Genomic DNA, 24,390 nt, shown 5'->3' with positions numbered 1-24,390 from the left:
TCCCCGCTTGGGTCAGATGTTGGCGCGTATGCGTTCCTGCAGGGCGGGCACGTCCACGTCCTGCACCTTCCCGCCCAGGGTCAGGTCCAGGGCATGGGCCGCCGCCGCCCCCATGGCGATGCACGGCCCCATGACCCGCACGCTGGACAGCGCCGCCGCGTCGGCGTCGATGCAGCGCCCGGCCGCGACCAGATTGTCGCTACCGGCCGGGATCAGGCTGCGCAGCGGCACCGTGTGCACGTGGTCCTCGCCGAAGGGCTCCCACACGTAGCCCTCGGGCTGGTCGTGCAGCTCCACCGGCCACGAAGTTCGCGCGACGGTGTCCGGGAAACGCGTGGCCGCCCGCACTTCGTCCGTCGTCAATTGATGCAGGCCGGCTATCCAGCGCGTCTGCCGGATGCCTGGCAAGGCGTAGGCGCGGATGCGGGCGGCGCCGAAGGCCTGCGGATATTCCGCCTTCAGGAACTCGATGACGCGGTCCACCTGCTCGCGCCCGGCCAGCGCCGTGGCCGAGGCCGCCAGCGGGTCGAGCGGCGTTTCCATGTGCGTCATGTTCATCGCCGCCACGCCTCGTCCGGGGAAGCGGAAGAAGAGCCCATCGTCGCGCGAGATGCCGTACCGCGCAGCCTTTTCCTTGATGCGCGCCGTGAAGGCCTCGCGCGTGGGCAGGTGGGCCTCGTCCAGGTGTTCGAGCACGAACATCTGGGTGCCGAAGATCGGCACGTCCGGCTCGCGGCAGTCCAGGCCCGCCAGCCAGGCCAGCGCGGCGTCGCCGCTGGCATCGACATAGCCCCGCGCATCCACGTGCACGTCGCCATAGCGGGTAGCCAGCTCCAGCCGCTGCAGCCGGCCGCCTTCGCGCCGCGCCTCGCGCAGCACCGCGCCCAGCACCACCGTGATGCCGGCGTCGCGGATCTTCTGTTCGATCCAGCGGCCCAGCGCCACCTCGTCGTAGTAGACGACCGTGGTCAGCGGGCCGACGTTGTGGTGGAGCGCGCCGGCCTTGCCCAGGTCCTCGAGGATGCCGTCGGCGATGCCGTGCGTGAGCTGGATGCGGTTGGGCCCGTTCGAGAACAGTCCGCAGAAGGTACCGATGATCGACCCCACCGCCTGGCCGCCCAGCATGGGCAGGCTGTCGACCAGCACGACCCGGCGGCCCAGCGCCGCGGCCTCGAGCGCGGCCGAGACCCCCGAGATGCCGGCCCCGACCACGCACAGGTCGGCATCGACGTGCCAGGGGCGGTTTTCGGTTCGTCGGACGGTTCGTACTTGGTTTGCCATGCGGACTCTCCTTGATGCGGCAATGCGTTCAGGTCTTGGGGGCCCGTGTCGCGTCGGATTCTCCGACGGCCTGTTCCCCGGCGTCAATATTTTTCGAAATAACGTTTCATTTTAATTTTAACCATGGATCATCGTTGTCCGGAAGACCTTCTGAATGATAAATTGAAATAACGTTTCAAATTTTTATGGAGACCTCATGTCCTCGTCCGAATCCGGCAAGACGGCGCCCCGCCGACCGCTGCGCAGCAACTTCGAACCCGGCACCTCGCGCTGGGCGGTCAGGCGGGCGCAATGGCGCGCGCTGGGCCTGAGCGACGCCGACATGGAGAAACCCAAGATCGCCGTGGTCAATACCTCGTCGGAACTGTCGAGCTGCTTCAGCCACCTGGACGGCGTCGCCGCCGCGGTCAAGCGGTCCATACGCGAGGCCGGCGGCCTGCCCTTCGAGGTCCGCACCGCCGCGCCCAGCGACTTCATCACCAGCGCCGGCGCGCGCGGCGGCTACATCCTTCCCAGCCGCGACCTGATCGCCAACGACATCGAGGTGGCGGTGGAAGGCGCCCTGCTGGACGGCATGGTCTGCCTGGCCTCGTGCGACAAGACCACGCCCGGCCAGCTCATGGCGGCGGCCCGCCTGGACCTTCCCACGCTGGTCGTGGTGTGCGGCTACCAGCGCAGCGGCCACCACCGGCAGCAGCACGTCGACATCGAAGAGGTGTTCCTGGCGGCGGGCCACGTCGCGGCCGGCCGCATGGATCCGGCGGAGCTGACCGCGATGAGCGAGCAGGCGGTACGCGGCCCCGGCGTCTGTGCCGGCATCGGCACCGCCAATTCCATGCACATGGTGTGCGAGGCGCTGGGCATGGCTCTGCCCGGCAGCGCCCCGGTGGCCGCCAACAGTCCGCGCATGATGGCCACGGTCGAGCAGGCCGGCGCCCGCATCGTCCAGATGGTCTGGGACGACCTGCGGCCGCGTGCCATCCTGACCCCCGAGGCCTTCGCCAACGCGGCGCGCGTGGTGCTCGCGCTGGGCGGCTCCATCAATACCGTCAAGCACTTGCAGGCCATCGCCAATGAAGCGCAGGCCGGCGTGGACGTCTACGGATTGTTCGAGCGGCTGGCGGACACCACGCCCCTGATCGCCGCCATCCGCCCCAACGGCGACCACTCCATCGAAGACCTGGAACGCGCGGGCGGGACACTGGCGGTGTTCAAGCGCCTGGCCGGCCTCTACCACCCGGACGCGCTGACCGTGTCCGGCCGCCCGCTGGGCGCGGCCGTGGACGAGGCCCGGGTGCGCGACGAAACCATCCTGCGCCCCGCCGACCAGCCGCTGTCCAGCCGCCCCTCCATCGTCATCCTGCGCGGCTCGCTCGCGCCCGAGGGCGGCATCGTCAAGCTGGGCCTGGCCACCGGCAAGGCCATGCGCTTCGAGGGACCGGCACGGGTGTTCGAGTCGCAGGAAGACGCCATCGCGGCCCTGCAGCGCGGCGAGATCGAACGCGGCACCGTGGTCGTGATGCGCGGGCTGGGCGTGCGCGGCGGACCGGGCATGGGAATGGCCTCGCGCTTCGTGTTCGTCCTGGACGGCGCGGGCCTGGGCGAGCACGTCGCGGTCGTCACCGACGGACAGCTTTCCGGCCTGGTGAACAAGGGACTGGTCGTGGGCGAGGTCTCGCCCGAGGCCGCCGCCGGCGGGCCGCTGGGGCTGGTCCAGGACGGCGACCCCATCGCCATCGACATCGATGCGCGCACCGTGGACCTGAAGGTGGCCGAGCAGGAGCTGGCCCGCCGCCGCGCGGCCTTCGCGCCGCCCGCCCCGGGACGGGTGCGCGGCTGGCTGTCGGTGTACGAGCAGGTCGTGCGGCCGCTGCCCGAAGGCGCGGTCATCACCCATACCGGACCGGGCGGCGCGCGCTGACGCCGCATGGTGTCCGGCCCGGCAGACGATTATTCTTCTTAATCATATTGTCATCGCCGGGCCGGACTCAACGTCTTTCCTTTTCTCCCGCCAACTCTCTGTATTCCTCTCGTTGACCTAGGGTAAGCCCCAGCGTTTCACACGAAAAATTAGTTCATACTAATAACTAATACAGAGAACAATCCACGGCCCCCGCCGCGGATACCAGTGGAGAAGACAGCTTGTTGTCCGTCGATACCAACGGGCCGATCGGACGCATTGCGCTCGCTCGCCCCGGCAAACGCAATGCGCTGAACGATGACCTGATCGCCCAGCTGCACATTGCCTTCATCAACATGCCCGAGCACGTGCGCGTGGTCATCCTGACGGGCGAAGGCGAGCACTTCTGTTCCGGACTGGACCTGTCGGAGCTGCGCCAGCGCAGCGTGGCGGACGGCATCGTCCACTCCCGCAGCTGGCATGCCGCCTTCGAGCAGATACAGTTCGGCAAGGTCCCCGTCGTGGCGGTGCTGCATGGCGCGGTGGTGGGCGGCGGCCTGGAGCTGGCCAGCGCCTGCCACATCCGCATCGCCGAACACAGCGCCTTCTACGGGCTGCCCGAGGGCCAGCGCGGCCTGTTCGTCGGCGGTGGCGGCTCGGTGCGCATCTCGCGCCTGATCGGCGTCGCCCGCATGAGCGACATGATGTTGACCGGCCGCGTCTACGATGCGCAGGAAGGCCTGGCCGCGGGCCTGTCGCAATACCTGGTCCCCCAGGGCGGCGGGCTGGCCAAGGCCGAAGAACTGGCCGCACGCATCGCCGCCAACGCACCGCTCAGCAACTATGCCGTGCTGCAAGCCCTGCCCCGCATCGCCGACCAGTCGCAAAGCGAGGGCCTGTTCACCGAGTCGCTGATGGCCGCCATCGCCCAGGGCGACATCGACGCCAAGGCCAGGCTGGAAGCCTTCCTGCAAGGACGCGCCGCCAAGGTGGGCAAGCCATGACCACCGCCCACATCCCGTACCGCCAGGCGTCGCGGGGCGGTTCGCTGTCCGCGCACATCGAGCGCCGGGACGACGGCACGCTGCACCTGCGCTCGACCGAACCGCTGCGCCCCTACCCCGGACGCCTGACGGACTGCCTGCTGCATTGGGCCGCCATGTATCCCGATCGCCTGTTCGCCGCCAAGCGCCGGGACGGCGGCGCCTGGACCGAGATGCGCTACGGCGACACCCTGCACAAGGCCCGAGCCATCGCGCAGGCGCTGATCGATCGAGGCCTGTCGGTGGACCGCCCCATCGTCGTGCTGTCGGACAACGATCTCGAACACCTGCAGGTGGCGCTGGGCGCCATGCTGGCGGGCGTGCCCTACGCCCCGATCTCCGCCGCCTATTCCCTGGTGTCGCAGGACTTCGCCAAGCTCGAGCACACGCTCAACGTACTCACGCCGGGCCTGGTGTTCGTCTCGGATGCCACGGCCTATGCGCGCGCCATCGCCGCCAAGGTGCCCGCCGGCGTCGAGGTCGTGGCCGTGCGCGGCGAGGTTCCCGGACGCCGGCTCACGCCTTTTGGCGACCTGCTCGCCACGCCGGCCACGGACGCGGTCGATGCCGCCCATGCCCGCGTGACGCCCGACACCATCGTCAAGTTCCTGTTCACCTCGGGCTCGACCCAATTGCCCAAGGCGGTCATCAACACCCAACGCATGCTGTGCGCCAACCAACAGATGCTGGTGCAGTGCCTGCGCTTCCTGGCCGAGGAACCGCCGGTGCTGGTGGACTGGCTGCCGTGGAACCACACCTTCGGCGGCAACCACAACATCGGCATCGCCCTGTACAACGGCGGCACGCTGTACATCGACGAAGGCAAGCCCACGCCGCAGGGCATGGCCGAGACCTTGCGCAACCTGCGCGAGATCTCGCCCACCATCTACTTCAACGTGCCCAAGGGCTTCGAGGAAATCGTCGCCGCCATCGAACGCGACGAAGCCCTGGGCCGTACCTTCCTGGCCAAGGTCAAGGCCTTCTTCTTCTCGGGCGCGGGCCTGTCGCCGCAGGTCTGGGAACGCCTGGACCTGGCCGCGCAGCGCCTGTGCGGCGAGCGCATCCGCATGCTGACCGGCCTGGGCATGACCGAGACCGCGCCGTTCGCGCTGTGCGCCAATTCCGACCTGGTGTTTTCCGGCGTCATCGGCCTGCCGGCGCCGGGGCTGGAGGTCAAGCTCGTGCCGGTGCAGGGCAAGCTCGAGGTCCGCTATCGCGGCCCTACCGTCACGCCCGGCTACTGGCGCGCTGCGCAGCAAACGGCCGAGTCCTTCGACGAGGAAGGCTATTTCCGCTCGGGCGACGCGGCCCGCCCCATCGATCCCGAGCGGCTGGAGCTGGGCCTGGCCTTCGACGGCCGCATCTCGGAAGACTTCAAGCTGTCCACCGGCACCTTCGTCTCGACCGGACCGCTGCGGGCCCGCATCATCGCCGCCGGCGAACCCTATGTGCAGGACGTGGTCATCGCCGGCCTCAACCGCAACGACGTCGGCATCCTGGTCTTTCCGCGCATGGCGGAATGCCGCCAGCTCGCGGGCCTCGCCGCCGACGCCGCGGCCGTGCAAGTGCTGGCCGCTCCCGCGGTGCGCGAGATGTTCCAGGAACTGGTCGACCGGCTCTGGGCCTCGGGCACCGGCAGCGCGACCCGCGTGGCCCGCGCGCTGGTCCTCGACACGCCGCCGTCGATCGACCTGGGCGAGGCCACCGACAAGGGCTCCATCAACCAGCGCAACGTGCTCAAACATCGCGCCGACGCGGTCGAACTGATGTACGCCGGCACCGATCCGCGCGTCATTCTTCCCCATGCATCCTCCGGGAGCCCATCATGAAGATCGAAGGACTGGCAGCACTGGTCACCGGCGGCGCCTCCGGGCTGGGGGCGCAGACCGCGCGGCTGCTGGCCGCGCGCGGCGCCAAGGTCGCGGTCCTGGACCGCAACGCCGCGCAGGCCCAGGCCGTGGCCACCGACATCGGGGGCCTCGCGCTGACCTGCGACGTGACCGACGCCGACAGCGTGCAGCAGGCGCTGGACGCGGCACGTGGGCAACATGGCCCCGCGCGCGTCCTGGTCAACTGCGCCGGGGTCGGCGGCGCGCACCGGATAACCGGCAAACAGGGGCCGATGCCGCTGGCCGACTTCAGCCGGATCGTGCAGATCAACCTGGTGGGCACGTTCAACGTCATGCGCCTGGCCGCGGCCGGGATGACCGCCCTCGATCCCCTGGACGATGGCGAACGCGGCGTCATGGTCAACACGACTTCCATCGCCGCCTACGACGGCCAGATGGGCCAGACCGCCTACGCCGCCTCCAAGGGCGGCATCGCCGCGCTGACCCTGCCGGCGGCGCGCGACCTGGCGCAGTTCGGCGTGCGCGTCATGGCCATCGCCCCCGGCCTGTTCCGGACGCCGCTGCTGGACGAACTGCCGCCGGAGGTCCAGACCAGCCTGGGCGGTTCGGTGCCCTTCCCCAAGCGGCTGGGCCAGCCCGCGGAATTCGCCGCCCTGGTGGCGCACATCGTCGAGAACGCCTACCTGAACGGCGAGGTGATCCGCCTGGACGGCGCGCTGCGCATGCCGCCGCGATGACGTCCAGGCACCTGTAGTCGAACCGGCGCAAGGGCGTCCCAGACACGCTCGCCGTCCCATGAAAGCCCCAAAGGAGACACCATGACCTTACGCAAGCTGCTCGTTCCCGCCCTCGTCGCATTGCTGTTCCAGTCCACGGCGCAAGCCGAGATCACCATAGGCGTCAGCCTGCCGCTGACCGGCCCCGCCTCGGGCCTGGGCATTCCCTGCAACAACGGCCTGGCGCTGTGGCCCAAGTCCATCGGCGGTGAAACGCTGCGCGTCATCGTGCTCGACGATGCCTCCGATCCCACGGTAGGCGTCAAGAACGCGCGCCGCTTCGTGTCCGAGGACAAGGTGGACCTGATCGTCGGTTCGGCGGCCACGCCCGTCGCGCTGGCGATGTCGGACGTCGCCGCCCAGGCCAGGACGGTGCAGCTGGCGGCCTCGCCCATCGTGACCGCCCCGGGCAAGGATGAATGGTCGTTCCGGCTGGCCCAGTCCAACGCGGTCATGGCCATCCCCGTCGTCGCCCACATGAAGAAGCATGGCGTCAAGACCGTCGGCTTCCTGGGCTACTCCGACACCTACGGCGAAAGCTGGCTGAACGACTTCACCAAGGAGGCCAAGGCCGCCGGCATCAAGGTGATCGGCGCCGAGCGCTTCGCCCGCACCGACACCAGCGTGACCGCGCAGGCGCTGAAGCTGACGTCCGCCAATCCCGACGCCATCCTGATCGCCGCCTCGGGCAGCGGCGCGGCGATGCCCCACAAGGCGGTGATCGACCGCGGCTATCGCGGCAAGATCTACCAGACCCACTCGGCCGCCTCGCGCGATCTGATGCGGGTGGGCGGCAAGGATGTCGAAGGCGCGTTCGTCGTGTCCGGCCCCGCCACCGTGGCGGACCAGTTGCCCGACGGCAATCCGTCCAAGAAATTCGGCGTGGACTACATCGCCCGCTACGAGAAGATCCATGGCGCCGGTTCGCGCAACCAGTTCGCCGCGCACATGTACGACGCCGCCCTCCTGCTCGAGAAGGCGGTGCCCGCCGCGCTGAAGAAGGCCCGCCCGGGCACGCCGGAGTTCCGCGCCGCGCTGAAGGAGGCACTCGAGAACGGCGGCGTCACGCCGGTCTCACAGGGCATCATCCATTACACGCCCCAGGACCATTGGGGCTTCACCAAGGAAACCGGGCTGATCATGAAGGTCGTCAACGGCGACTGGAAGGTCGAACAATAAGCCCCCCGGCCGGCGTGCGGACGCCGGCCTTTTCCACCCCAGACCAAGAGCTTGCACATGGACTTGACGATAGCCGGCGTCTTGACGCTGGACGGCCTGACCAACGGCGCGATCTACGCGCTGCTGGGCATCGCCACTGTCCTGATCTTCACCGTTACGCGCATCCTGTTCATCCCCCAGGGGGAGTTCGTCGCCTTCGGCGCGCTCACCCTCGCCCTGTTCCAGACCGGCCAGGTCCCCGGCACGGTCTGGCTGCTGCTGGTGGCCTCCGCCGCGGCCTTCCTGCTCGACCTGCGCATGCTGTTGCGCACGCCGGCCGCGCCGGGCCGCGCGCGGGCCGTCCTGCGCCTGGCGCTGGGCCAGCTGGTCCTGCCGGCCTTGATCGCCGCCGTCTGCGTCTGGGCCGCGCCCCGGGACCTGCCCATCCTGCTCCAGGGCCTGCTGACGCTGCTGATCGTCACGCCGCTGGGGCCGCTTACCTATCGCCTGGCCTACCAGTCCATCGCCGAGGCCAGCGTGCTGGTCCTGCTGATCGTCTCGGTGGGCGTGCATTTCGTGCTGCTGGGCCTGGCGCTGTTCTTCTTCGGCGCCGAAGGGTTCCGCAACCCGCCCTTCGTCGATGCCCGCTATGCGCTGGGGCCGCTGAACCTGTCCGGCCAGGTCATCGCGATCTTCGTCGTCTTCGTGCTGCTGATGGCCCTGCTCAAGCTCTTCTTCGGCCGCACGCTGTACGGCAAGGCCCTGCGCGCCACCGCCGTCAACCGCCTGGGCGCCCGCCTCCTGGCGATTTCGGCCGATGCAGCCGGCAAGCTCGCGTTCGCAATGGCCGCCTTCATCGGTGCGTTGTCCGGCCTGTTGATCGGCTCGACCACGACGATTTTCTACGACTCGGGCTTCCTGATCGGCCTGAAGGGGTTCATCGCTGCCGTCGGCGGCGGGCTCGCCAGTTATCCGGCCACCGCCGTGGGCGCGCTGCTGCTGGGCGTGGCCGAGTCCTTCGGTTCGTTCTGGGCCAGCTCCCTGAAGGAAGCCATCGTCTTCACGCTGATCCTGCCGGTGCTGCTGTGGCGCTCGCTCTACACCCCTCATCACGAAGAACACTGATGAAGCCCCATTCCGATACCCTGCGCGCGCCCGCGGCCGACATGGCCCGCCGGCCCGGCGGCTACCCGGTGCGCGCCGCGGTCCTCGCGCTGTTCGTCGCCGCACTGCTGGCGCTGCCGCTGCTGCCCGTGCCCGAGTTCTGGATCACCCAGCTCAACTACATCGGCCTGTACGCCATCGTCGTGGTCGGCGTCGTGCTGCTGACCGGCATGGCCGGCCTGACGTCCTTCGGCCAGGCGGCCTTCGTCGGCCTGGGCGCCTATGCCACCGGCGTGCTGTCGGTCACCTACGGCGTCTCGCCCTGGCTGGGCCTGCTGGCGGGGCTGGCCGTCACGGCCTGCGCGGCGCTGCTGATCGGTCCGCTCACCCTGCGCATGTCGGGCCACTACCTGCCCGTCGCCACCATCGCCTGGGGCCTGGCGGTGTTCTACCTGCTGAGCAGCATCGACTGGCTGGGCAAGTATGACGGCCTGATGGGCATCGCGCCGGTGTCCATCGGCAGCCTGGTCTTCGACACCGGCCGCTCGCAGTTCTACCTGATCTGGGCCTTCGCGCTGGCCGCCATGCTGGTGGCAGCCTGGCTGCTGGACTCGCGTACCGGGCGGGCCATCCGCGCCCTGCGCGACGGCACCGTGCTGGCCGAGGCCATGGGGGTGGATACGCTGCGCTACAAGATCGGCGTGTTCGTCCTGGCCGCGCTGTTCGCCTCGGTCTCGGGCTGGCTGTTCGCCCATTTCCAGCGCAGCGTGAACCCCTCGCCCTTCGGGCTCAACATGGGCATCCAGTACCTGTTCATGGCGGTGCTGGGCGGACTCGGATCGGTCTGGGGCGCGCTGACCGGCGCGGCGGCGGTCAAGCTGATCGAGGACCAGCTCCAGGTGCTGATCCCCGCGCTGCTGGGCCGCACCGGCAGCTTCGAGGTCATCGCCTTCGGCATCATCCTGGTGCTGGTGCTCAAGTATGCCCGGCAAGGCGTCTGGTCCTTCCTGGACGGCCTCGCCCCGCGTGCCCGCCGCAAGCACGACTGGACCGGGGCCGCGCCGCTGCCGGTACGGCCCAAGCCCGAATGCGGCGCCGTCGTGCTCGAGGGCAAGGGACTGCGGCGCCAGTTCGGCGGCCTGGTCGCGGTCAACGACGTGGACCTGGCGGTGCGCGCCGGCGACATCGTCGGGCTGATCGGCCCCAACGGCGCCGGCAAGTCCACCACCTTCCACCTGCTGAGCGGCGTGCTGGCGCCGAGCGCGGGCGAGATCCTGCTGCACGGCCGGCGCGTGGACGGCCTGCCCTCGCGCACCATCGCCAGCCGGGGCCTGGCCCGCACCTTCCAGCACGTCAAGATGATTCCCGACATGAGCGTGCTGGAGAACGTCGCCCTGGGCGCGCACCTGCGCGGCGGCACGGGCGCCCTGCGCTCCATGCTGCGGCTGGATCGGCCGCAGGAGCGCAGCCTGCTGCGGGAAGCCGAGGCGCAACTGGCGCGGGTGGGCCTGGGCGACCACCTGCACGAGTCCGCCGGCAACCTGGCCATGGGCCTGCAACGCCTGATGGAGATCGCCCGCGCGCTGTGCAGCGACCCCGCCGTACTGCTGCTGGACGAACCCGCGGCCGGCCTGCGCCACTTCGAAAAACAGGCCCTGGCCAAGGTGCTGCGGCAGTTGCGCGGCGAAGGCATGGGCATCCTGCTGGTCGAGCACGACATGGACCTGATGATGAACGTGGCCGACCGCATCGTCGTGATGGAGTTCGGCACCCGGCTGATGGAAGGCACGCCCGCCGAAGTACGCGCCAGCCCCGCGGTGCGCGCGGCCTATCTGGGCACGGAACATTGATGGAGCCAGGCATGAACCAGGCATTGCTGGAAGTCTCGGACCTGCACGCGGGCTACGGCCGGGCCGAGGTCCTGCACGGCATCGGGCTGCGGGCCGGGCGGGGCTCGGTCGTGACCGTGATCGGCCCCAACGGCGCGGGCAAGTCGACCCTGCTCAACACGCTGATCGGCGCCGTGGGCGCGCGCGGCCGCATCCGGTACGAGGGCCGGGACATCACCCACATGCGCCTGGAGGACCGGGCCATGCTGGGGATCTCGCTCGTGCCCGAGAAGCGCGAGCTGTTCTCCAGCATGACGGTCGAGGACAACCTCGTCCTGGGCGCCTTTCGCCAGGTGCGGCTGCGCAACCGCGCGTGCATGGAGACCCTGGACGAGGTCTACGCCATGTTCGGCCGCCTGCACGAGCGGCGCCGCCAGCTGGCCGGCACGCTGTCGGGCGGCGAACGCCAGATGCTGGCCGTGGGGCGCGCGCTGATGAGCCGTCCCGAGCTGCTGATGCTGGACGAACCCAGCCTGGGGCTCGCGCCCCGCATCGTCGCCGAGGTGTTCGAGGTGATCGAGCGCCTGCGCCGCACCGGCGTGACCATCCTGCTGGTCGAGCAGAACGCCCGCGCCGCGCTCGAGGTGGCCGACTACGGCTACGTGCTGGAGATGGGCGAGATTTCCCTGCATGGCCCGGCCCGGGAACTGGCTGGCGACGGCCGTGTGGTCGACAGCTACCTGGGGGCCGCGCCGGCCCCCGCCGCCTGAGGGAACGCGCCGTGCGACGCTACGTACCGCCTCTGGATGACATGCAGTTCGTGATCGAACGCGTGCTGCGCGCCCCCGCGCAATGGCCGGACCTGCCCGCGCTGGCCGAGCACGACGTGGAGACGGCCCGCCAGGTGCTGTCCGAGGCTGGACGCTTCGCCGCCGACGTACTGGCACCGCTGAACGCCGTGGGCGACCGCGAAGGCTGCGCCTGGACCGACGGACGGGTCGTGACACCCACGGGTTTCGCCAGCGCCTATCGCGCTTATGTCGAGGCCGGCTGGGCCAGCCTGGGCTGCGCGCCCGAATGGGGCGGCCAGGGCCTGCCGCACCTGCTGGAGGCCGCCGTCCAGGAAATGCTGGTATCGGCCAACCACGCGTGGTCCATGTACCCGGGCCTGCTGCACGGCGCCTACGCCTGCCTCGTGGCCCATGGCGACGCCGCCCTGAAGGCGCGCTATCTGCCCAGGCTGGCCAGCGGCGAATGGCTGTGCACCATGTGCCTGACCGAACCCCAGGCCGGCTCCGATCTGGGGCGCATACGCACCCGCGCCACCGAGCGCGACGGCGCCTACGCCATCGACGGCGGCAAGATCTTCATCTCGGGCGGCGAGCACGACCTGACCGCCAACATCGTCCACCTGGTCCTGGCCCGCCATCCCGGCGGCCCGGCGGGGCCGCGCGGGCTGTCGCTGTTCGTGGTGCCCAAGGTCCTGCCCGATACCGGCGAGCGCAACGCGGTGTACTGCGACGGCGTGGAAAGCAAGCTCGGCATACGCGGCAGCGCCACCTGCTCGATGCGCTTCGAGGGCGCGCGCGGCTGGCTGCTGGGCGAACCCTGCAAGGGCCTCGCGGCCATGTTCGTGATGATGAACGCCGCGCGGCTGGGCGTCGGGCTGCAAGGCGTGGCCCACGGCGAAGCCGCCTACAAGCACGCGCTGCGCTATGCCCGCGACCGCATCCAGGGACGCCCCGCGCCCGGCGCCGCCGAGGGCACGGAGCCGGTGCCGATCGCGCGCCATCCGGCGGTGCACGCCAGCCTGGCGGCGCAGCGCTGCGCGGTCGAGGGAGCGCGCATGCTGGCCTACTGGACGGCGCAGTTGCTGGACGAATCCGAGTACGCGCCCACCTCCGACCGGCGACGCGACGCCCACGAACGCCTGGCCCTGCTGACTCCCCTGGTCAAGGCCTGGTGCACGCGGGCGGGATTCGAGGTGGCCGACCAGGCCCTGCAGGTGTTCGGCGGACACGGCTACATCGAGGAGACCGGCGCGGCGCAGGCGCTGCGGGACAGCCGCATCCCGCTCATCTACGAAGGCACGAACGAGATCCAGGCGGTGGACCTGCTGGTGCGCAAGGTCGTCGCGGACGGCGGCGCCGCCTACGGCCGCCTGCTGGACGACCTGGAAGCCGCGGCCCGCCACGACGGCCAGGGCCTGGCACAACAGGCCATCCAGCTGGAAGCACTGGCCGCGCATCGCCGCCTGCTGGCCGAGCTCGTGCAGGCATCGGCGCAGGACCCCGGCTACCCCTACCGGGCCGCCGACGATTTCCTGCGCGCAGCCGCCCTGCTCTGCCTGGGCCGCTGGTGGCTGAAGGTGCTGGCGCTGTCCCGCGAGGACGACGCGGCGCCGCGCGGCAAGACCGCGACGGCCTGCCATTTCTTCGATACCGTATTGCCCGGGATAGCCCATGTCGAACATCGCATACGGTGCGCCCGCCGCGCCCTGCCTGAACTCGATGACTGCGATTGACGCCACGCCCGCCGTGGAGCGGCCGCACGACGGAAGGAGCCGGCGCGGCGGCCTGGACCGGAGCCGGCTGGACCATCTGCTCGGCTTCATGACCTCGCTGGCGGACGCCACGCTGCGCAAGGCCTTCGTCGCGCACATGGGCGACCTGAAGCTGCGCCCGGTCGAGTTCTCCATCCTGGCGCTGCTGGCGGTCAACCAGCGGGTCACGCAGAAAAAACTCTGCCTGGCGCTGGACACGCCCGCCCCCAACCTGGTCGTGGTCCTGACCCGCCTGCAGGAGCGCGGGTTGCTGCGCCGCATACGCAGCGAGGAGGACCGGCGCGAACAGCACGTGGAACTGACCGGCCAGGGCCGGCAACTGGCGGATCTCGCCCATGCCCGGTCCCTGGCCATGGAGGCCGAGGCGCTGTCGGTGCTGACCGCGGGCGAACAACTGCTGCTGTTCGAGCTGCTGCGCAAGATCGCCACCGGCGGCCGCCCGGCGTAGGCGCCGGCCCGTGCGGACGGGCGCAGCAAGACCGGCCGGTTCGCGCTACATTTCGGTTTTCGCTTCTGGACGACCCCCGCGATGACCGCCACCCGTTTTCCCACCCTGGCCACCCCGCTTTCCCCCGCAGCCGTGCGCGTCATGCTCCTGGGTTCAGGCGAGCTCGGCAAGGAGGTCATCATCGCCCTCCAGCGGCTGGGCGTGGAAGTCATCGCCGTCGACCGCTATGAGGACGCCCCCGGCCACCAGGTCGCGCATCACGCCCGCACCGTCACCATGACCGACCGGGACGCGCTCAAGGCGCTGATCGAGGCCGAGCGCCCGGACATCATCGTCCCCGAGATCGAGGCCATCGCCACCGATCTGCTGGTCGAGCTGGAAGCCGCCGGCGTGGCGCGCGTCACGCCCACCGCCCGCGCCGCCCAGCTGACGATGAACCGCGAGGGCATACGGCGCCTGGCGGCCGAGACCCTGGGCCTGCCCACCTCGCCCTACCGCTTCGCCGCGACCCGGGAAGAATTGCAGGCGGCCATCGACCAGCACATCGGCTACCCGTGCATCGTCAAGCCGGTCATGTCGTCGTCCGGCAAGGGCCAGTCCAAGCTCGACGGCCCGCAGGACGTGGAGCACGCCTGGCGCTACGCCCAGGAAGGCGGCCGCGTGGGCGCCGGCCGGGTCATCGTCGAGGGCTTCGTGCGCTTCGACTACGAGATCACCCTGCTGACCGTCCGCTCGCGCGGGGCCGACGGCCAGGACCGCACCGATTTCTGCGAGCCCATCGGCCACATGCAGGTGGACGGCGACTACGTCGAGAGCTGGCAGCCCCATCCCATGTCGCCCGCCGCCCTGGCCCGTTCCCGCGAGATCGCCGCCAAGGTCACCGGCGAACTGGGCGGCTATGGCATCTTCGGCGTCGAGCTGTTCGTGGCGGGCGACGAGGTCTGGTTCTCCGAAGTCAGCCCGCGTCCGCACGACACCGGCATGGTCACCATGATCTCGCAGGTCCAGAACGAATTCGAATTGCACGCAAGGGCCTTCCTGGGCCTGCCGGTGGACACCTCGCTGCGCCAGCCCGGTGCGAGCAGCGTCATCTACGGGGGCATCGAGGCGGGCGCGGTGGCCTTCGACGGCGTGGCCCAGGCGCTGGCCGAGCCCGGCACCGACCTGCGGCTGTTCGGCAAGCCGGAGTCCTTCGTCAAGCGCCGCATGGGCGTCGGGCTGGCCTCGGCCGCCACCGTGGACGAGGCCCGGACCAAGGCCAGGCGCGTCTCGTCGGCGGTCAGGCCGCGCGCTATATCCGGCTAAGCAGCCCGCTCAGGTCGAATTCCCGCCCCACGTATTCACGGCTCGGGGCGACCTCGCCCCGCACCAGCGCCTGGCTCCATTCGTCCACGGCCCGCCGCGTGGACGGCCCGGCCAGCGGGCTAAGCGCCAGCCTGACATATTCGGGGCGCTCCACGCCATAGTCGATACGGGTGCCGAAAGGCAGATTGCCCTCGGCATGGTCCTGGATGGCCGCCGCGATGCAGCGGCCGGTGTCCGAAATGGCCGAGCCCACGAACAGCTTCGGATCGGTCTCGGTCCAGTCGACGATTGCACCAATCTGGCGCAGCCGGAATTTCTGGCAGGCCAGCACCGCGCCCGGCCGGCCCCCGTCGATGGCCGCGAACACCACGTCCACGCCGCGCTTGGCCATGGCCTCGCAGGTCTCGAAGGCCAGGCCTTCGTCGTCCTGGCTGCCGCAGAAGGACGTCATCATGCCCATGCCCGGCGACTGCCGCATCGCCCCGTCCACATAGGCCGCCCGGGCCGACAGCGCGGCGTCGGTCTTGACCGCCGACAGGTGGCCCAGCCCGCCGGTACGGCTCTCGGCGGCCGCCGCGACCCCGGCCAGGAAGGCCGACTGCTCCTGCAGGACGCCATAGACCGCGCAGTTCTCGGCCAGGTGCGAGCCCTGGACCACGACGAAATGGATGTGGGGAAAGCGTTCGGCGGCCATGGCCACCGGATAGTCGCCGGCGCTGCCGTAGGCCACGACCAGGTCCGCGCCGCGATGGCAGACGTCGATCACGCGCGCCGCGCGTATGGCCGGGCCGGTGGATTCGATCCAGATCAGTTCGACCTGGCGGCCGGCGCGCCGGGCGATTTCCACGCCGGCCACGCCGCATTGGTTGAAGCTGCCGTAGCCGGGAGAGCCGAAAAGCAGGACCTTGACCCGCATGGCTCAGCCCGCCACGCCGGGGGCTCCCGGCGCCATGAGGGTGGCGATAGACAAAGATTTCCGCATCGTCTTCTCCTTGGCGGCGGAACGGATGCCACCGGACTCGAAGCAGACCAAGCAATCTTCGTGCCGTTCCGCCCCGGTCAGTCCTCGATGCCGCGCGAGGCCAGGTACTCGTCGTACGTGCCCTTGTAGTCGATCAACTGGCCGTCGGGCAGTATTTCAATGATACGACTGGCCAGGCCCGATACGAACTCGCGGTCGTGCGACACGAAGAACAGCGTACCCTGGAATTTCTCCAGCGCCAGTTGCAGCGACTCGATCGACTCCATGTCCAGGTGGTTGGTGGGCTCGTCCAGCAGCAGCACGTTGTGCTTGCGCAGCATGAGCTTGCCGAACATCATCCGGTTCTTCTCGCCGCCCGACAGCACGCCCACGGCCTTGCCGATATCGTCGCTGGAGAACAGCAGACGCCCCAGCACCGAGCGGATGGCCTGGTCGTCGTCGCCGGGCTGGCGCCACTGGCCCATCCAGTCGAAGACGTTGTCGTCGGTCTGGAAGTTGTCGGACACGTCCTGCGCCATGTAGCCCAGGTTGGCGTTCTCGGACCACTTGATCGTGCCCTGGTCGGGCGCCAGATCGCCGGCCAGCATGCGCAGCAGCGTGGTCTTGCCCACGCCGTTGGCGCCGATGATGGCGATTTTCTCGCCTGCCTCGACCATCGCGGAGTACTTCGGGATGACGGGGTGGTCGTAGCCCTTGACGATGCCCTCGATCTCGACCGCCTGGCGGTGCATGACCTTGGCCATTTCGAAGCGGATGTACGGGTTCTGGCGCGACGAGGGCTTGACCTCGACGGTATCGGCCTTGAGCTTGTCGATCTGCTTCAGGCGCGAAGTGGCCTGCCGGGCCTTGGACTTGTTGGCCGAGAAGCGGCGCACGAAATCCTGCAACTCGGTGATGCGTTCCTTGGCCTTGGCGTTGGAACTCATCAGGCGCTCGCGCGCCTGGGCCGAAGCCAGCATGTAGTCGTCGTAGTTGCCGGGGTAGATGCGCACCTCGCGGTAGTCCAGGTCGGCCATGTGGGTGCAGACCTGGTTCAGGAAGTGGCGATCGTGGCTGATGATGATCATCGTCGACTGGTACTGGTTCAGGACCGTTTCCAGCCAGCGGATGGTGTTGATGTCGAGGTTGTTGGTGGGTTCGTCCAGCAGCAGCACGTCGGGGTTCGAGAACAGCGCCTGCGCCAGCAGCACCCGCAGCTTCCAGCCCGGCGCGATCTCGCGCATGGGCTGCTGGTGCTGCTCGACCGGGATTTCCAGGCCCAGCAGCAACTCGCCGGCGCGGGCTTCCGCCGTATAGCCGTCGTATTCGGCGAACTTGGCCTCGAGGTCGGCCGCCCGCATGTAGTCTTCGTCGGTGGCGTCGGGATTGGCGTAGATGGCGTCCCGGTCGCTCATGGCCCGCCACATTTCGGCGTGGCCCATCAGCACGACGTCCAGCACGCGCACGTCTTCAAAGGCGAACTGGTCCTGGCGCAGCTTGCCCAGGCGGGTGTTGGGCTCGAGCGAGACGTTGCCGGCCGACGGTTCGAGATCGCCGCCGATGATCTTCATCAGCGTGGACTTGCCGCTGCCGTTCGCACCGATGAGGCCATAGCGGTTGCCTTCCCCGAACTTGACCGAGACATTCTCGAACAGGGGTTTGGGACCGAACTGGATGGTGAGGTTGGCGGTGGAAATCACGGCGGAAACGGGCTCGCAAGAAAAGGAGAAACGTCGCGCGCAAGCATGACGAAAGCGCGAAGATCAACCTATTAGTGTAACAGCCCCGATTCGGGTTGACCCGAACATTTACACAATGGCCGCCAACGGCCGAGCGGCGCGTCCCCGCGCGCAGCGCAGCTCCGCCGTTTGTTACCATTGGGCGCATAGCCACGAAGCCGGAACTGCGGCCGGCAACGTGCGCATGCCTCTCCTGGATACGATGGCATCCCCAGGCGGATGCCCATGGCGCAAGACCGAGCGCGGAACCATACCCGCCCCGTGGCCTGGCGAGGTGCGTTCTTTGTTGCTCGCTTCTGCGTTGCCCCACCCATACCTATATCAAAGAGAGTGACCGCCCTCCATGTCCTTGCTGATTCTCCTCGCGCTTCCCTTCGCCGGCAGTGTCTTGGCGGCCTTGCTGCCCGCCAATGCGCGAAACCGGGAAGCCTGGCTTGCCGGTTTGGTCGCATTGGCGGGAACGGTACAGGCCGCCCTGCTCTACCCCGAGATCTCGTACGGCGGCGTGGTCCGCTACGAGCTCGCCTGGCTGCCATCGCTGGGGCTGAACTTCGTCCTGCGCATGGACGGGCTGGCCTGGATATTCAGCCTGATGATCACCGGCATCGGTTTGCTCGTGGTGCTGTACGCGCGCTACTACATGTCGCCGGAAGATCCGGTTCCGCGCTTCTTCTCCTTCTTCCTCGCCTTCATGGGCGCCATGCTGGGCGTGGTCCTGTCCGGCAACCTGATCCAGCTCGCGCTGTTCTGGGAACTGACCAGCCTGGTGTCCTTCCTGCTGATCGGCTACTGGCACCACCGGCCCGACGCACGGCGCGGAGCGCGCATGGCGCTCACGGTCACCGCCGCCGGCGGCCTGTGCCTGTTCGCGGGCATCCTGGTGCTGGGGCACATCGTCGGCAGCTATGACCTGGAAACGGTGCTGTCCTCGGGCGACCTGATCCGCTCGCACCCCGTCTACGAGGTCGCGCTGGTCCTGATCGCGCTGGGCGCGCTGACCAAGAGCGCGCAATTCCCCTTCCACTTCTGGCTGCCCCACGCCATGGCGGCGCCGACCCCGGTGTCCGCTTACCTGCACTCGGCCACCATGGTCAAGGCCGGGGTGTTCCTGCTCGCCCGGCTGTGGCCGGTGCTGGCCGGCACCGAGGAATGGTTCTGGATCATCGGGGGAGCGGGCCTGTGCACGCTGCTGCTGGGCGCCTACACGGCGATCTTCCAGCAGGACCTGAAGGGGCTGCTGGCCTATTCCACCATCAGCCACCTGGGCCTGATCACGCTGCTGCTGGGGCTGGGCAGCCCGCTCGCGCTGGTGGCCGCGGTCTTCCACATCATGAACCACGCGACCTTCAAGGCCTCGCTGTTCATGGCGGCCGGCATCATCGACCACGAATGCGGCACGCGCGACATCCGCCGGCTTAGCGGACTGGCCCAGGTCATGCCCATCACGGCCACGCTGGCCATGGTGGCCGGGGCCGCGATGGCCGGCGTGCCGCTGCTGAACGGCTTCATCTCCAAGGAGATGTTCTTCACCGAAGCCGTGGTGGTCGGCAACGCCGTCGGCATGAGCCACGCGCTGCCCATCGCCGCCACCGTGGCCGGCGCCTTCAGCGTGGCCTATTCGTGGCGCTTCCTGCACGACGTGTTCTTCGGGCCGGCGCCGCACGACCTGCCCCGCACTCCGCACGAAGCCCCGCGCTGGATGCGCTTTCCCGCCGAGGTCCTGGCCTTCCTGTGCCTGGCCGTGGGCGTGGCCCCGGGCTATACCATCGCCCCCTTCCTGGCGACCGCCGTACGTGCCATCCTGGGCGACGCGGTGCCCAGCTACAGCCTGGCCATCTGGCACGGCTTCAACCTGCCGCTGGTCATGAGCTTCGTCGCGCTGGTGGGCGGATCGGCGCTGTACATGATCCTGCAGAAGACCCTGCGCCTGAGCACGGTCGAGCGCCTGCCGCTGTTCTACAAATTCAATGGCAAGCGGGCCTTCGAACGCGTCATGAGCTTCGCCATCGGCCTGGCCGACCGGCTGACCAACAGCCTGGGCGCGCGCGGCCTGCAATCGCAACTGCTGGGCATCGTCGCCTTCGCCATCCTGGTGGCGGTCGTCACGCTGTATGGCCGGCCGCTGCTGATGCCCGCCGTGCAGACCTCGCCCATCGACCCGACCTTCGCCATCCTGTGGCTGATCGGCATCGCCTGCGCCATCGGCACCGCCTACCAGGCCAAGTACCACCGGCTGGCCTCGCTGATCATGATGGGCGGTGCCGGGCTGGTCACCTGCATCACCTTCGTCTGGTTCTCGGCCCCCGACCTGGCGCTGACCCAGCTGCTGGTCGAGGTGGTCACCACCATCCTGCTGCTGCTCGGCCTGCGCTGGCTGCCGCGCCGCAAGGAGCCCAAGGAACTGGGCATACGCGTGCCCGCCATCGCCTGGCTACACCGGGTGCGCGACCTAGCCATCGCCGTGGCGGGCGGCGCCGGCATGGCGCTGCTGGCCTATGCCGTGCTGACGCGCCCCTATCCCGACACCATCTCCAACTATTTCCTGGAGCGGGCGTTGACCGAGGGCGGCGGCACCAACGTCGTCAACGTGCTGCTGGTGGATTTCCGCGGCTTCGACACGCTGGGCGAAATCTCGGTGCTGGGCATCGTCGCGCTGACCGTCTACGCGCTGCTGCGGCGCTTCCGCCCCGCTCCCGAAAGCATCGCCCTGCCGCACCAGCAGATCGACCAGGGCAAGACCGACGCCGCCGCGCGCGCCGGCGACGACCCGGCGGTGGGCTACCTGCTGATGCCGTCGGTGCTGATCCGGCTCGCGCTGCCCATCATCGCGCTGTTCGCCGTATTCCTGTTCATGCGCGGGCACAACCTGCCCGGAGGCGGCTTCGTCGCCGGGCTGACGCTGTCGGTGGCTTTCATCCTGCAATACATGGTGGGCGGCACCGCCTGGGTCGAATCCAAGATGCGCCTGCATCCGCAGCGCTGGATAGGCCTGGGCCTGCTGTTCGCCGTGCTGACCGGCATGGGCGCCTGGCTGTTCGGCTACCCCTTCCTGACCTCGCACGGTGCCCACTTGCACCTGCCCCTGGTGGGCGAGATCCACGTGCCCAGCGCCTTTCTTTTCGACCTGGGCGTGTTCAGCCTGGTCGTCGGAGCCACGATGCTTATCCTTACCGCCCTGGGCCACCAGTCCATACGCAGCCACCGCGCCGCGCAGCAGGCCGAGGCCGAGCTTCCCCGGGGAGGTGCCCGGTGGAAGTGATCATCGCCATCGCCATCGGCGCGCTGGGCGGCTCCGGCATCTGGCTGCTGCTGCGGCCCCGGACCTTCCAGGTCATCATGGGCATCTCGCTGGTGTCCTATGCCGTGAACCTGTTCATTTTCTCGATGGGCAAGCTGTCCCTGGACCAGATCCCCATCCTGCGGGCCAGCCGCGCCAGCGAGGTCGCCGACTACGCCGACCCGCTGCCCCAGGCGCTGGTGCTGACCGCCATCGTCATCGGCTTCGCCATGACCGCGCTCTTCCTGGTCCTCATGCTCGCTTCGCGCGGCCTGAGCGGCACCGACCACGTGGACGGCAGGGAGGGTGAATGATGCTGTCCTGGCATGACCATCTCATGATCGTCCCCATCGTCCTGCCCATGCTGGTGGCCGGCTTCATGCTGCTGCTGGGCGAAGGCCGCGCCACGGCCAAGGCCGTCGTCAACGTGGCGGCCACGCTGGCGCTGCTGGCCGTGGCGATCGCGCTGCTGCGGCAGGCGGACACCGGCCCGGTGCGGGTGGCCGTCTACCTGGCCGCCAACTGGCCGGCGCCCTTCGGCATCGCGCTGGCGCTGGACCGGCTGTCGGCCATCATGCTGCTGCTGACCGCCATCATGGCGCTGGGCTCGCTGCTGTATTCGCTGGCCAGGTGGCATCGCGCGGGGGTCCATTTCCACCCGCTGTTCCAGCTTCAGCTGATGGGGCTCAACGGCGCGTTCCTGACCGCGGACCTCTTCAACCTGTTCGTGTTCTTCGAGATCCTGCTGGCGGCCTCCTACGGGCTGCTGCTGCACGGGTCCGGGCCGCAGCGGGTCAAGGCCGGCCTGCACTACATCGCCGTCAACCTGGTCGGGTCCTCGCTGTTCCTGATCGGCGTGGCGCTGATCTACGGCGTGACCGGCACGCTGAACATGGCCGACGTGGCCGTGCGCATCGGCCAGGTCGCGGGGTCCGACCGCATGCTGATGGAAGCAGGCGCCGCCATCCTGGGCGTGGCCTTCCTGATCAAGGCGGGCGCCTGGCCGCTGAATTTCTGGCTGCCGCCCTCGTACGCCGCCGCCTCGCCGCCCGCCGCCGCCCTGTTCTCCATCATGACCAAGGTGGGCGTGTATGTGATCCTGCGGCTGTCGCTGCTGATGTTCGGCGACCAGGCCGGCGAATCCAGCGGCTTCGTCCAGCAATGGATCCTGTACGTCGGGCTGGCCACGCTGACCTTCGGTACGCTGGGCATGCTGGCCTCGCAGAACACCGGGCGGCTGGCGGGCTTCGCGGTCATCATCTCTTCCGGCACGCTGCTGTCGGCCGTGGGCTTCGGCCGCGACAGCGTGACGGCCGCCGCCCTGTTCTACCTGGTCAGCTCGACGCTGGCACTGGGCGCCTTTTTCCTGCTGCAGGAACTGATGGAGCGCAGCCGGACCTTCGGCGCCGACCTGCTGGCGGTCACGCTGGAAGCCTTCGGCCTGGACCGCCCGGTCGACACCGAAGAAGACATGAGCACGACCGACATCGGCGTGGCCATCCCCGCCGCCATGGCCTTCCTGGGGCTGAGCTTCATCGCGTGCGCGCTGGTGCTGTCCGGGCTGCCGCCACTGTCGGGTTTCGTCGCCAAGTTCGCGCTGCTGACCACCATCCTGAACCCCGACGGGCTCACGCCCGAGGTCGGCAGCCCCGAGCCCGTGCTGGCCTGGGTGCTGCTGGGCCTGCTGGTGGCCTCGGGCCTGACGACCGTGGTGTCGCTGACCCGCATCGGCATACGCGCCTTCTGGGTTCCCTCCGGCCGCGCCCAGCCCCGGTTGCGCGTGATCGAGGTCTTTCCGATCGCCGCCATGCTGGTGCTGGGCATCGTGCTGATGGTCCAGGCCCAGCCCGCCATGCGCTATTTCACCGACACCGCCCGCGCCCTGCACCATCCCGACGACTACGTGCGCGGCATCATGTCGGCCCGGCAGGCCGGCCCAGGAGGCGCCACCCCATGATCAGACGCATCGTTCCCTGGCCGCTTACCTCGCTGTTCCTGCTGGCGATGTGGCTGCTGCTCAACCAGACGCTCTCGCTCGGCCACATCCTGCTGGGCGCCCTGCTGGCCATCGCCGTGCCGCTGTGGACCGCGCCGCTGCGGCCGGTCAGGGCCCGACTGCGCCGGCCCGGCGTGGCCCTGAAGCTGCTGGGCGTCGTGATCCTGGACAGCGTCAAGTCCAATTTCGACGTCGCGCGGGTCATCCTGGGCTCCAAGGCCAGGCGCGACAACTCGGGCTTCATCCGGATGCCGCTGGCCCTTCAGGACTCGCACGGGTTGACCACCCTGGCGCTGATCCTGACCGCGATCCCCGGCACGGTCTGCGTCGAGTTGGCCGACGACAAGAGCTGGCTGCTGATCCACGTGCTGGACCTGAACGACGAGCAGTACTGGATCGATACGATCCATACCCGTTATGAACAACCGCTGATGGAGATCTTCGAATGAATGGCATGCTCGAATGGGCCAGCCTGTTCTCGCTGCTGTGCATCGCCATCGCCATGCTGCTGGCCACGCTGCGGCTGCTGAAGGGCCCGGCCGCGCAGGACCGGGTGCTGGCGCTGGACACCATGTACATCTGCGCGATGCTGATGCTGCTGGTGCTGGGCATACGGACCGGCAGCACGGAGTATTTCGAGGCCGCGGTCACGATCGCGCTGCTGGGCTTCGTCAGTTCCGTGGCGCTGGCCAAGTTCCTGCTGCGCGGCGAGGTGATCGAATGACGGGCGAGATGGTATTGCCGCTGTGGGCGGAAATCGTGGTCTCGCTGCTGCTGGTGGCGGGCGGCGTGCTGACGCTGGTCGGCTGCCTGGGGTTATGGCGTTTCCACAGTTTCTACCAGCGCATGCACGGACCGACGCTGGGGGCGACGATGGGAATGGTATTCATCGTGCTGGCGTCCATGCTGTATTTCACGATGGCTGACGAGGGCCCCGCGCTGCACGAGGTGCTGATCGCCGTGTTCCTGACCTTGACGGTGCCGGCCACGACCTTGATGCTAGCGCGGGCGGCGTTGTATCGGCATCGGCGTGCGGGCAAGGACGTGCCGTTGCCCGACGGTGGGGCCACGGCGGCAAGGTTCCGTACCGATACGCTGGATGACGAGCACTATTACTCCGTGGACGAGAAGGAAGGCCCGCCCCCCGCGCCCTGACCAAC

At 69.0% G+C, this 24,390-nt stretch carries 20 protein-coding genes; 17 read left to right on the top strand and 3 right to left on the bottom strand.

Going from position 1 to position 24,390, the window contains the following annotated elements; translation table 11 throughout:
• Window positions 1-12: 12 nt before the first annotated feature.
• Window positions 13-1,281: an FAD-dependent oxidoreductase gene (locus WKR98_RS16805; RefSeq protein ID WP_124689552.1), complete on the bottom strand. Its 1,269-nt coding sequence runs from the start codon at window positions 1,279-1,281 to the stop codon at window positions 13-15.
• A 196-nt stretch (window positions 1,282-1,477) separates the two neighbouring features.
• Here WKR98_RS16805 and ilvD point away from each other — a divergent pair, with 196 nt between their 5' ends.
• The 11 genes from ilvD to purT all read left to right on the top strand — a co-directional run bounded on the left by ilvD (window position 1,478) and on the right by purT (window position 15,257).
• On the top strand, window positions 1,478-3,202 hold the full coding sequence (ilvD, locus tag WKR98_RS16800) for a dihydroxy-acid dehydratase (protein WP_124689553.1): 1,725 nt from the start codon (window positions 1,478-1,480) through the stop codon (window positions 3,200-3,202).
• Between the two features lie 221 nt (window positions 3,203-3,423).
• Entirely contained in the window at window positions 3,424-4,185 is a 762-nt protein-coding gene (locus WKR98_RS16795) for a crotonase/enoyl-CoA hydratase family protein (protein WP_124689554.1), read from the top strand.
• Entirely contained in the window at window positions 4,182-6,053 is a 1,872-nt protein-coding gene (locus WKR98_RS16790; protein WP_124689555.1) for a feruloyl-CoA synthase, read from the top strand. Before WKR98_RS16795 ends, WKR98_RS16790 begins: the two co-directional genes overlap by 4 nt.
• Window positions 6,050-6,811: an SDR family NAD(P)-dependent oxidoreductase gene (locus tag WKR98_RS16785; protein WP_124689556.1), complete on the top strand. Its 762-nt coding sequence runs from the start codon at window positions 6,050-6,052 to the stop codon at window positions 6,809-6,811. The genes WKR98_RS16790 and WKR98_RS16785 overlap by 4 nt, the downstream gene beginning before the upstream one ends.
• Before the next feature lie 81 nt (window positions 6,812-6,892).
• Window positions 6,893-8,029 carry an ABC transporter substrate-binding protein gene (locus WKR98_RS16780; protein ID WP_124689557.1) on the top strand — a complete coding sequence of 379 codons (1,137 nt, stop codon included), beginning with the start codon at window positions 6,893-6,895 and terminating at the stop codon, window positions 8,027-8,029.
• A gap of 57 nt (window positions 8,030-8,086) precedes the next feature.
• Window positions 8,087-9,133 carry a branched-chain amino acid ABC transporter permease gene (locus tag WKR98_RS16775; RefSeq protein WP_124689558.1) on the top strand — a complete coding sequence of 349 codons (1,047 nt, stop codon included), beginning with the start codon at window positions 8,087-8,089 and terminating at the stop codon, window positions 9,131-9,133.
• Between the two features lie 41 nt (window positions 9,134-9,174).
• Window positions 9,175-10,962: a branched-chain amino acid ABC transporter ATP-binding protein/permease gene (locus WKR98_RS16770; RefSeq protein WP_124692348.1), complete on the top strand. Its 1,788-nt coding sequence runs from the start codon at window positions 9,175-9,177 to the stop codon at window positions 10,960-10,962.
• An 11-nt stretch (window positions 10,963-10,973) separates the two neighbouring features.
• On the top strand, window positions 10,974-11,711 hold the full coding sequence (locus WKR98_RS16765) for an ABC transporter ATP-binding protein (protein ID WP_124689559.1): 738 nt from the start codon (window positions 10,974-10,976) through the stop codon (window positions 11,709-11,711).
• Window positions 11,712-11,752: 41 nt separating this feature from the next.
• Window positions 11,753-13,465 carry an acyl-CoA dehydrogenase gene (locus tag WKR98_RS16760; RefSeq protein ID WP_370283037.1) on the top strand — a complete coding sequence of 571 codons (1,713 nt, stop codon included), beginning with the start codon at window positions 11,753-11,755 and terminating at the stop codon, window positions 13,463-13,465.
• Complete coding sequence (locus tag WKR98_RS16755; RefSeq protein ID WP_124689561.1) at window positions 13,404-13,952, top strand: MarR family winged helix-turn-helix transcriptional regulator; 549 nt, start codon at window positions 13,404-13,406, stop codon at window positions 13,950-13,952. Before WKR98_RS16760 ends, WKR98_RS16755 begins: the two co-directional genes overlap by 62 nt.
• An 81-nt stretch (window positions 13,953-14,033) precedes the next feature.
• On the top strand, window positions 14,034-15,257 hold the full coding sequence (gene purT / locus WKR98_RS16750) for a formate-dependent phosphoribosylglycinamide formyltransferase (RefSeq protein WP_341434171.1): 1,224 nt from the start codon (window positions 14,034-14,036) through the stop codon (window positions 15,255-15,257).
• Here purT and WKR98_RS16745 read toward each other — a convergent pair.
• Both WKR98_RS16745 and WKR98_RS16740 read right to left on the bottom strand, forming a co-directional pair.
• Window positions 15,244-16,173, bottom strand: coding sequence for a BMP family lipoprotein (locus tag WKR98_RS16745; RefSeq protein WP_341434170.1), 930 nt, complete (start codon window positions 16,171-16,173; stop codon window positions 15,244-15,246). The genes purT and WKR98_RS16745 overlap by 14 nt on opposite strands.
• Window positions 16,174-16,316: 143 nt before the next feature.
• Entirely contained in the window at window positions 16,317-17,918 is a 1,602-nt protein-coding gene (locus WKR98_RS16740; protein ID WP_341434169.1) for an ABC-F family ATPase, read from the bottom strand.
• 382 nt (window positions 17,919-18,300) lie between these two features.
• Between WKR98_RS16740 and WKR98_RS16735 the strand changes: the two genes are divergently transcribed.
• From WKR98_RS16735 to mnhG, 6 genes are read left to right on the top strand one after another with little or no spacing between them, the layout of a single operon-like run.
• Window positions 18,301-21,216 (top strand): monovalent cation/H+ antiporter subunit A, encoded by a 2,916-nt coding sequence (locus WKR98_RS16735; RefSeq protein WP_124689565.1) that lies wholly within the window; start codon window positions 18,301-18,303, stop codon window positions 21,214-21,216.
• Window positions 21,207-21,548 (top strand): Na+/H+ antiporter subunit C, encoded by a 342-nt coding sequence (locus tag WKR98_RS16730; RefSeq protein WP_124689566.1) that lies wholly within the window; start codon window positions 21,207-21,209, stop codon window positions 21,546-21,548. Before WKR98_RS16735 ends, WKR98_RS16730 begins: the two co-directional genes overlap by 10 nt.
• Window positions 21,545-23,191 carry a monovalent cation/H+ antiporter subunit D gene (locus tag WKR98_RS16725; protein WP_341434168.1) on the top strand — a complete coding sequence of 549 codons (1,647 nt, stop codon included), beginning with the start codon at window positions 21,545-21,547 and terminating at the stop codon, window positions 23,189-23,191. Before WKR98_RS16730 ends, WKR98_RS16725 begins: the two co-directional genes overlap by 4 nt.
• Window positions 23,188-23,679: a Na+/H+ antiporter subunit E gene (locus WKR98_RS16720; protein ID WP_341434167.1), complete on the top strand. Its 492-nt coding sequence runs from the start codon at window positions 23,188-23,190 to the stop codon at window positions 23,677-23,679. Before WKR98_RS16725 ends, WKR98_RS16720 begins: the two co-directional genes overlap by 4 nt.
• The gene (locus tag WKR98_RS16715; protein WP_124689567.1) at window positions 23,676-23,954 is read left to right on the top strand and encodes a K+/H+ antiporter subunit F; all 279 of its coding nucleotides are present in this window, start codon (window positions 23,676-23,678) and stop codon (window positions 23,952-23,954) included. The genes WKR98_RS16720 and WKR98_RS16715 overlap by 4 nt, the downstream gene beginning before the upstream one ends.
• Window positions 23,951-24,385 (top strand): monovalent cation/H(+) antiporter subunit G, encoded by a 435-nt coding sequence (gene mnhG, locus WKR98_RS16710; protein WP_341434166.1) that lies wholly within the window; start codon window positions 23,951-23,953, stop codon window positions 24,383-24,385. Before WKR98_RS16715 ends, mnhG begins: the two co-directional genes overlap by 4 nt.
• The last annotated feature ends 5 nt before the right edge of the window (window positions 24,386-24,390 follow it).

Origin of the sequence: Pigmentiphaga sp. YJ18 (assembly GCF_038066655.1) — a bacterium.
Classification (GTDB): Bacteria; Pseudomonadota; Gammaproteobacteria; order Burkholderiales; family Burkholderiaceae_B; genus Pigmentiphaga.
The sequence above is the reverse complement of the archived record's forward strand: the minus strand, read 5'-3'. Positions and strand labels throughout refer to the sequence as shown.

What these genes read in the sequence shown, in the direction of transcription:
- WKR98_RS16805 (WP_124689552.1), bottom strand. Translation starts at nt 1,281, where the DNA reads ATGGCAAACCAAGTACGAACCGTCCGACGAACCGAAAACCGCCCCTGG.
- ilvD (WP_124689553.1), top strand. Translation starts at nt 1,478, where the DNA reads ATGTCCTCGTCCGAATCCGGCAAGACGGCGCCCCGCCGACCGCTGCGC.
- WKR98_RS16790 (WP_124689555.1), top strand. Translation starts at nt 4,182, where the DNA reads ATGACCACCGCCCACATCCCGTACCGCCAGGCGTCGCGGGGCGGTTCG.
- WKR98_RS16785 (WP_124689556.1), top strand. Translation starts at nt 6,050, where the DNA reads ATGAAGATCGAAGGACTGGCAGCACTGGTCACCGGCGGCGCCTCCGGG.
- WKR98_RS16780 (WP_124689557.1), top strand. Translation starts at nt 6,893, where the DNA reads ATGACCTTACGCAAGCTGCTCGTTCCCGCCCTCGTCGCATTGCTGTTC.
- WKR98_RS16775 (WP_124689558.1), top strand. Translation starts at nt 8,087, where the DNA reads ATGGACTTGACGATAGCCGGCGTCTTGACGCTGGACGGCCTGACCAAC.
- WKR98_RS16770 (WP_124692348.1), top strand. Translation starts at nt 9,175, where the DNA reads ATGGCCCGCCGGCCCGGCGGCTACCCGGTGCGCGCCGCGGTCCTCGCG.
- WKR98_RS16765 (WP_124689559.1), top strand. Translation starts at nt 10,974, where the DNA reads ATGAACCAGGCATTGCTGGAAGTCTCGGACCTGCACGCGGGCTACGGC.
- WKR98_RS16760 (WP_370283037.1), top strand. Translation starts at nt 11,753, where the DNA reads ATGCAGTTCGTGATCGAACGCGTGCTGCGCGCCCCCGCGCAATGGCCG.
- WKR98_RS16755 (WP_124689561.1), top strand. Translation starts at nt 13,404, where the DNA reads ATGTCGAACATCGCATACGGTGCGCCCGCCGCGCCCTGCCTGAACTCG.
- purT (WP_341434171.1), top strand. Translation starts at nt 14,034, where the DNA reads ATGACCGCCACCCGTTTTCCCACCCTGGCCACCCCGCTTTCCCCCGCA.
- WKR98_RS16745 (WP_341434170.1), bottom strand. Translation starts at nt 16,173, where the DNA reads ATGCGGGTCAAGGTCCTGCTTTTCGGCTCTCCCGGCTACGGCAGCTTC.
- WKR98_RS16735 (WP_124689565.1), top strand. Translation starts at nt 18,301, where the DNA reads ATGTCCTTGCTGATTCTCCTCGCGCTTCCCTTCGCCGGCAGTGTCTTG.
- WKR98_RS16725 (WP_341434168.1), top strand. Translation starts at nt 21,545, where the DNA reads ATGATGCTGTCCTGGCATGACCATCTCATGATCGTCCCCATCGTCCTG.
- WKR98_RS16720 (WP_341434167.1), top strand. Translation starts at nt 23,188, where the DNA reads ATGATCAGACGCATCGTTCCCTGGCCGCTTACCTCGCTGTTCCTGCTG.
- WKR98_RS16715 (WP_124689567.1), top strand. Translation starts at nt 23,676, where the DNA reads ATGAATGGCATGCTCGAATGGGCCAGCCTGTTCTCGCTGCTGTGCATC.
- mnhG (WP_341434166.1), top strand. Translation starts at nt 23,951, where the DNA reads ATGACGGGCGAGATGGTATTGCCGCTGTGGGCGGAAATCGTGGTCTCG.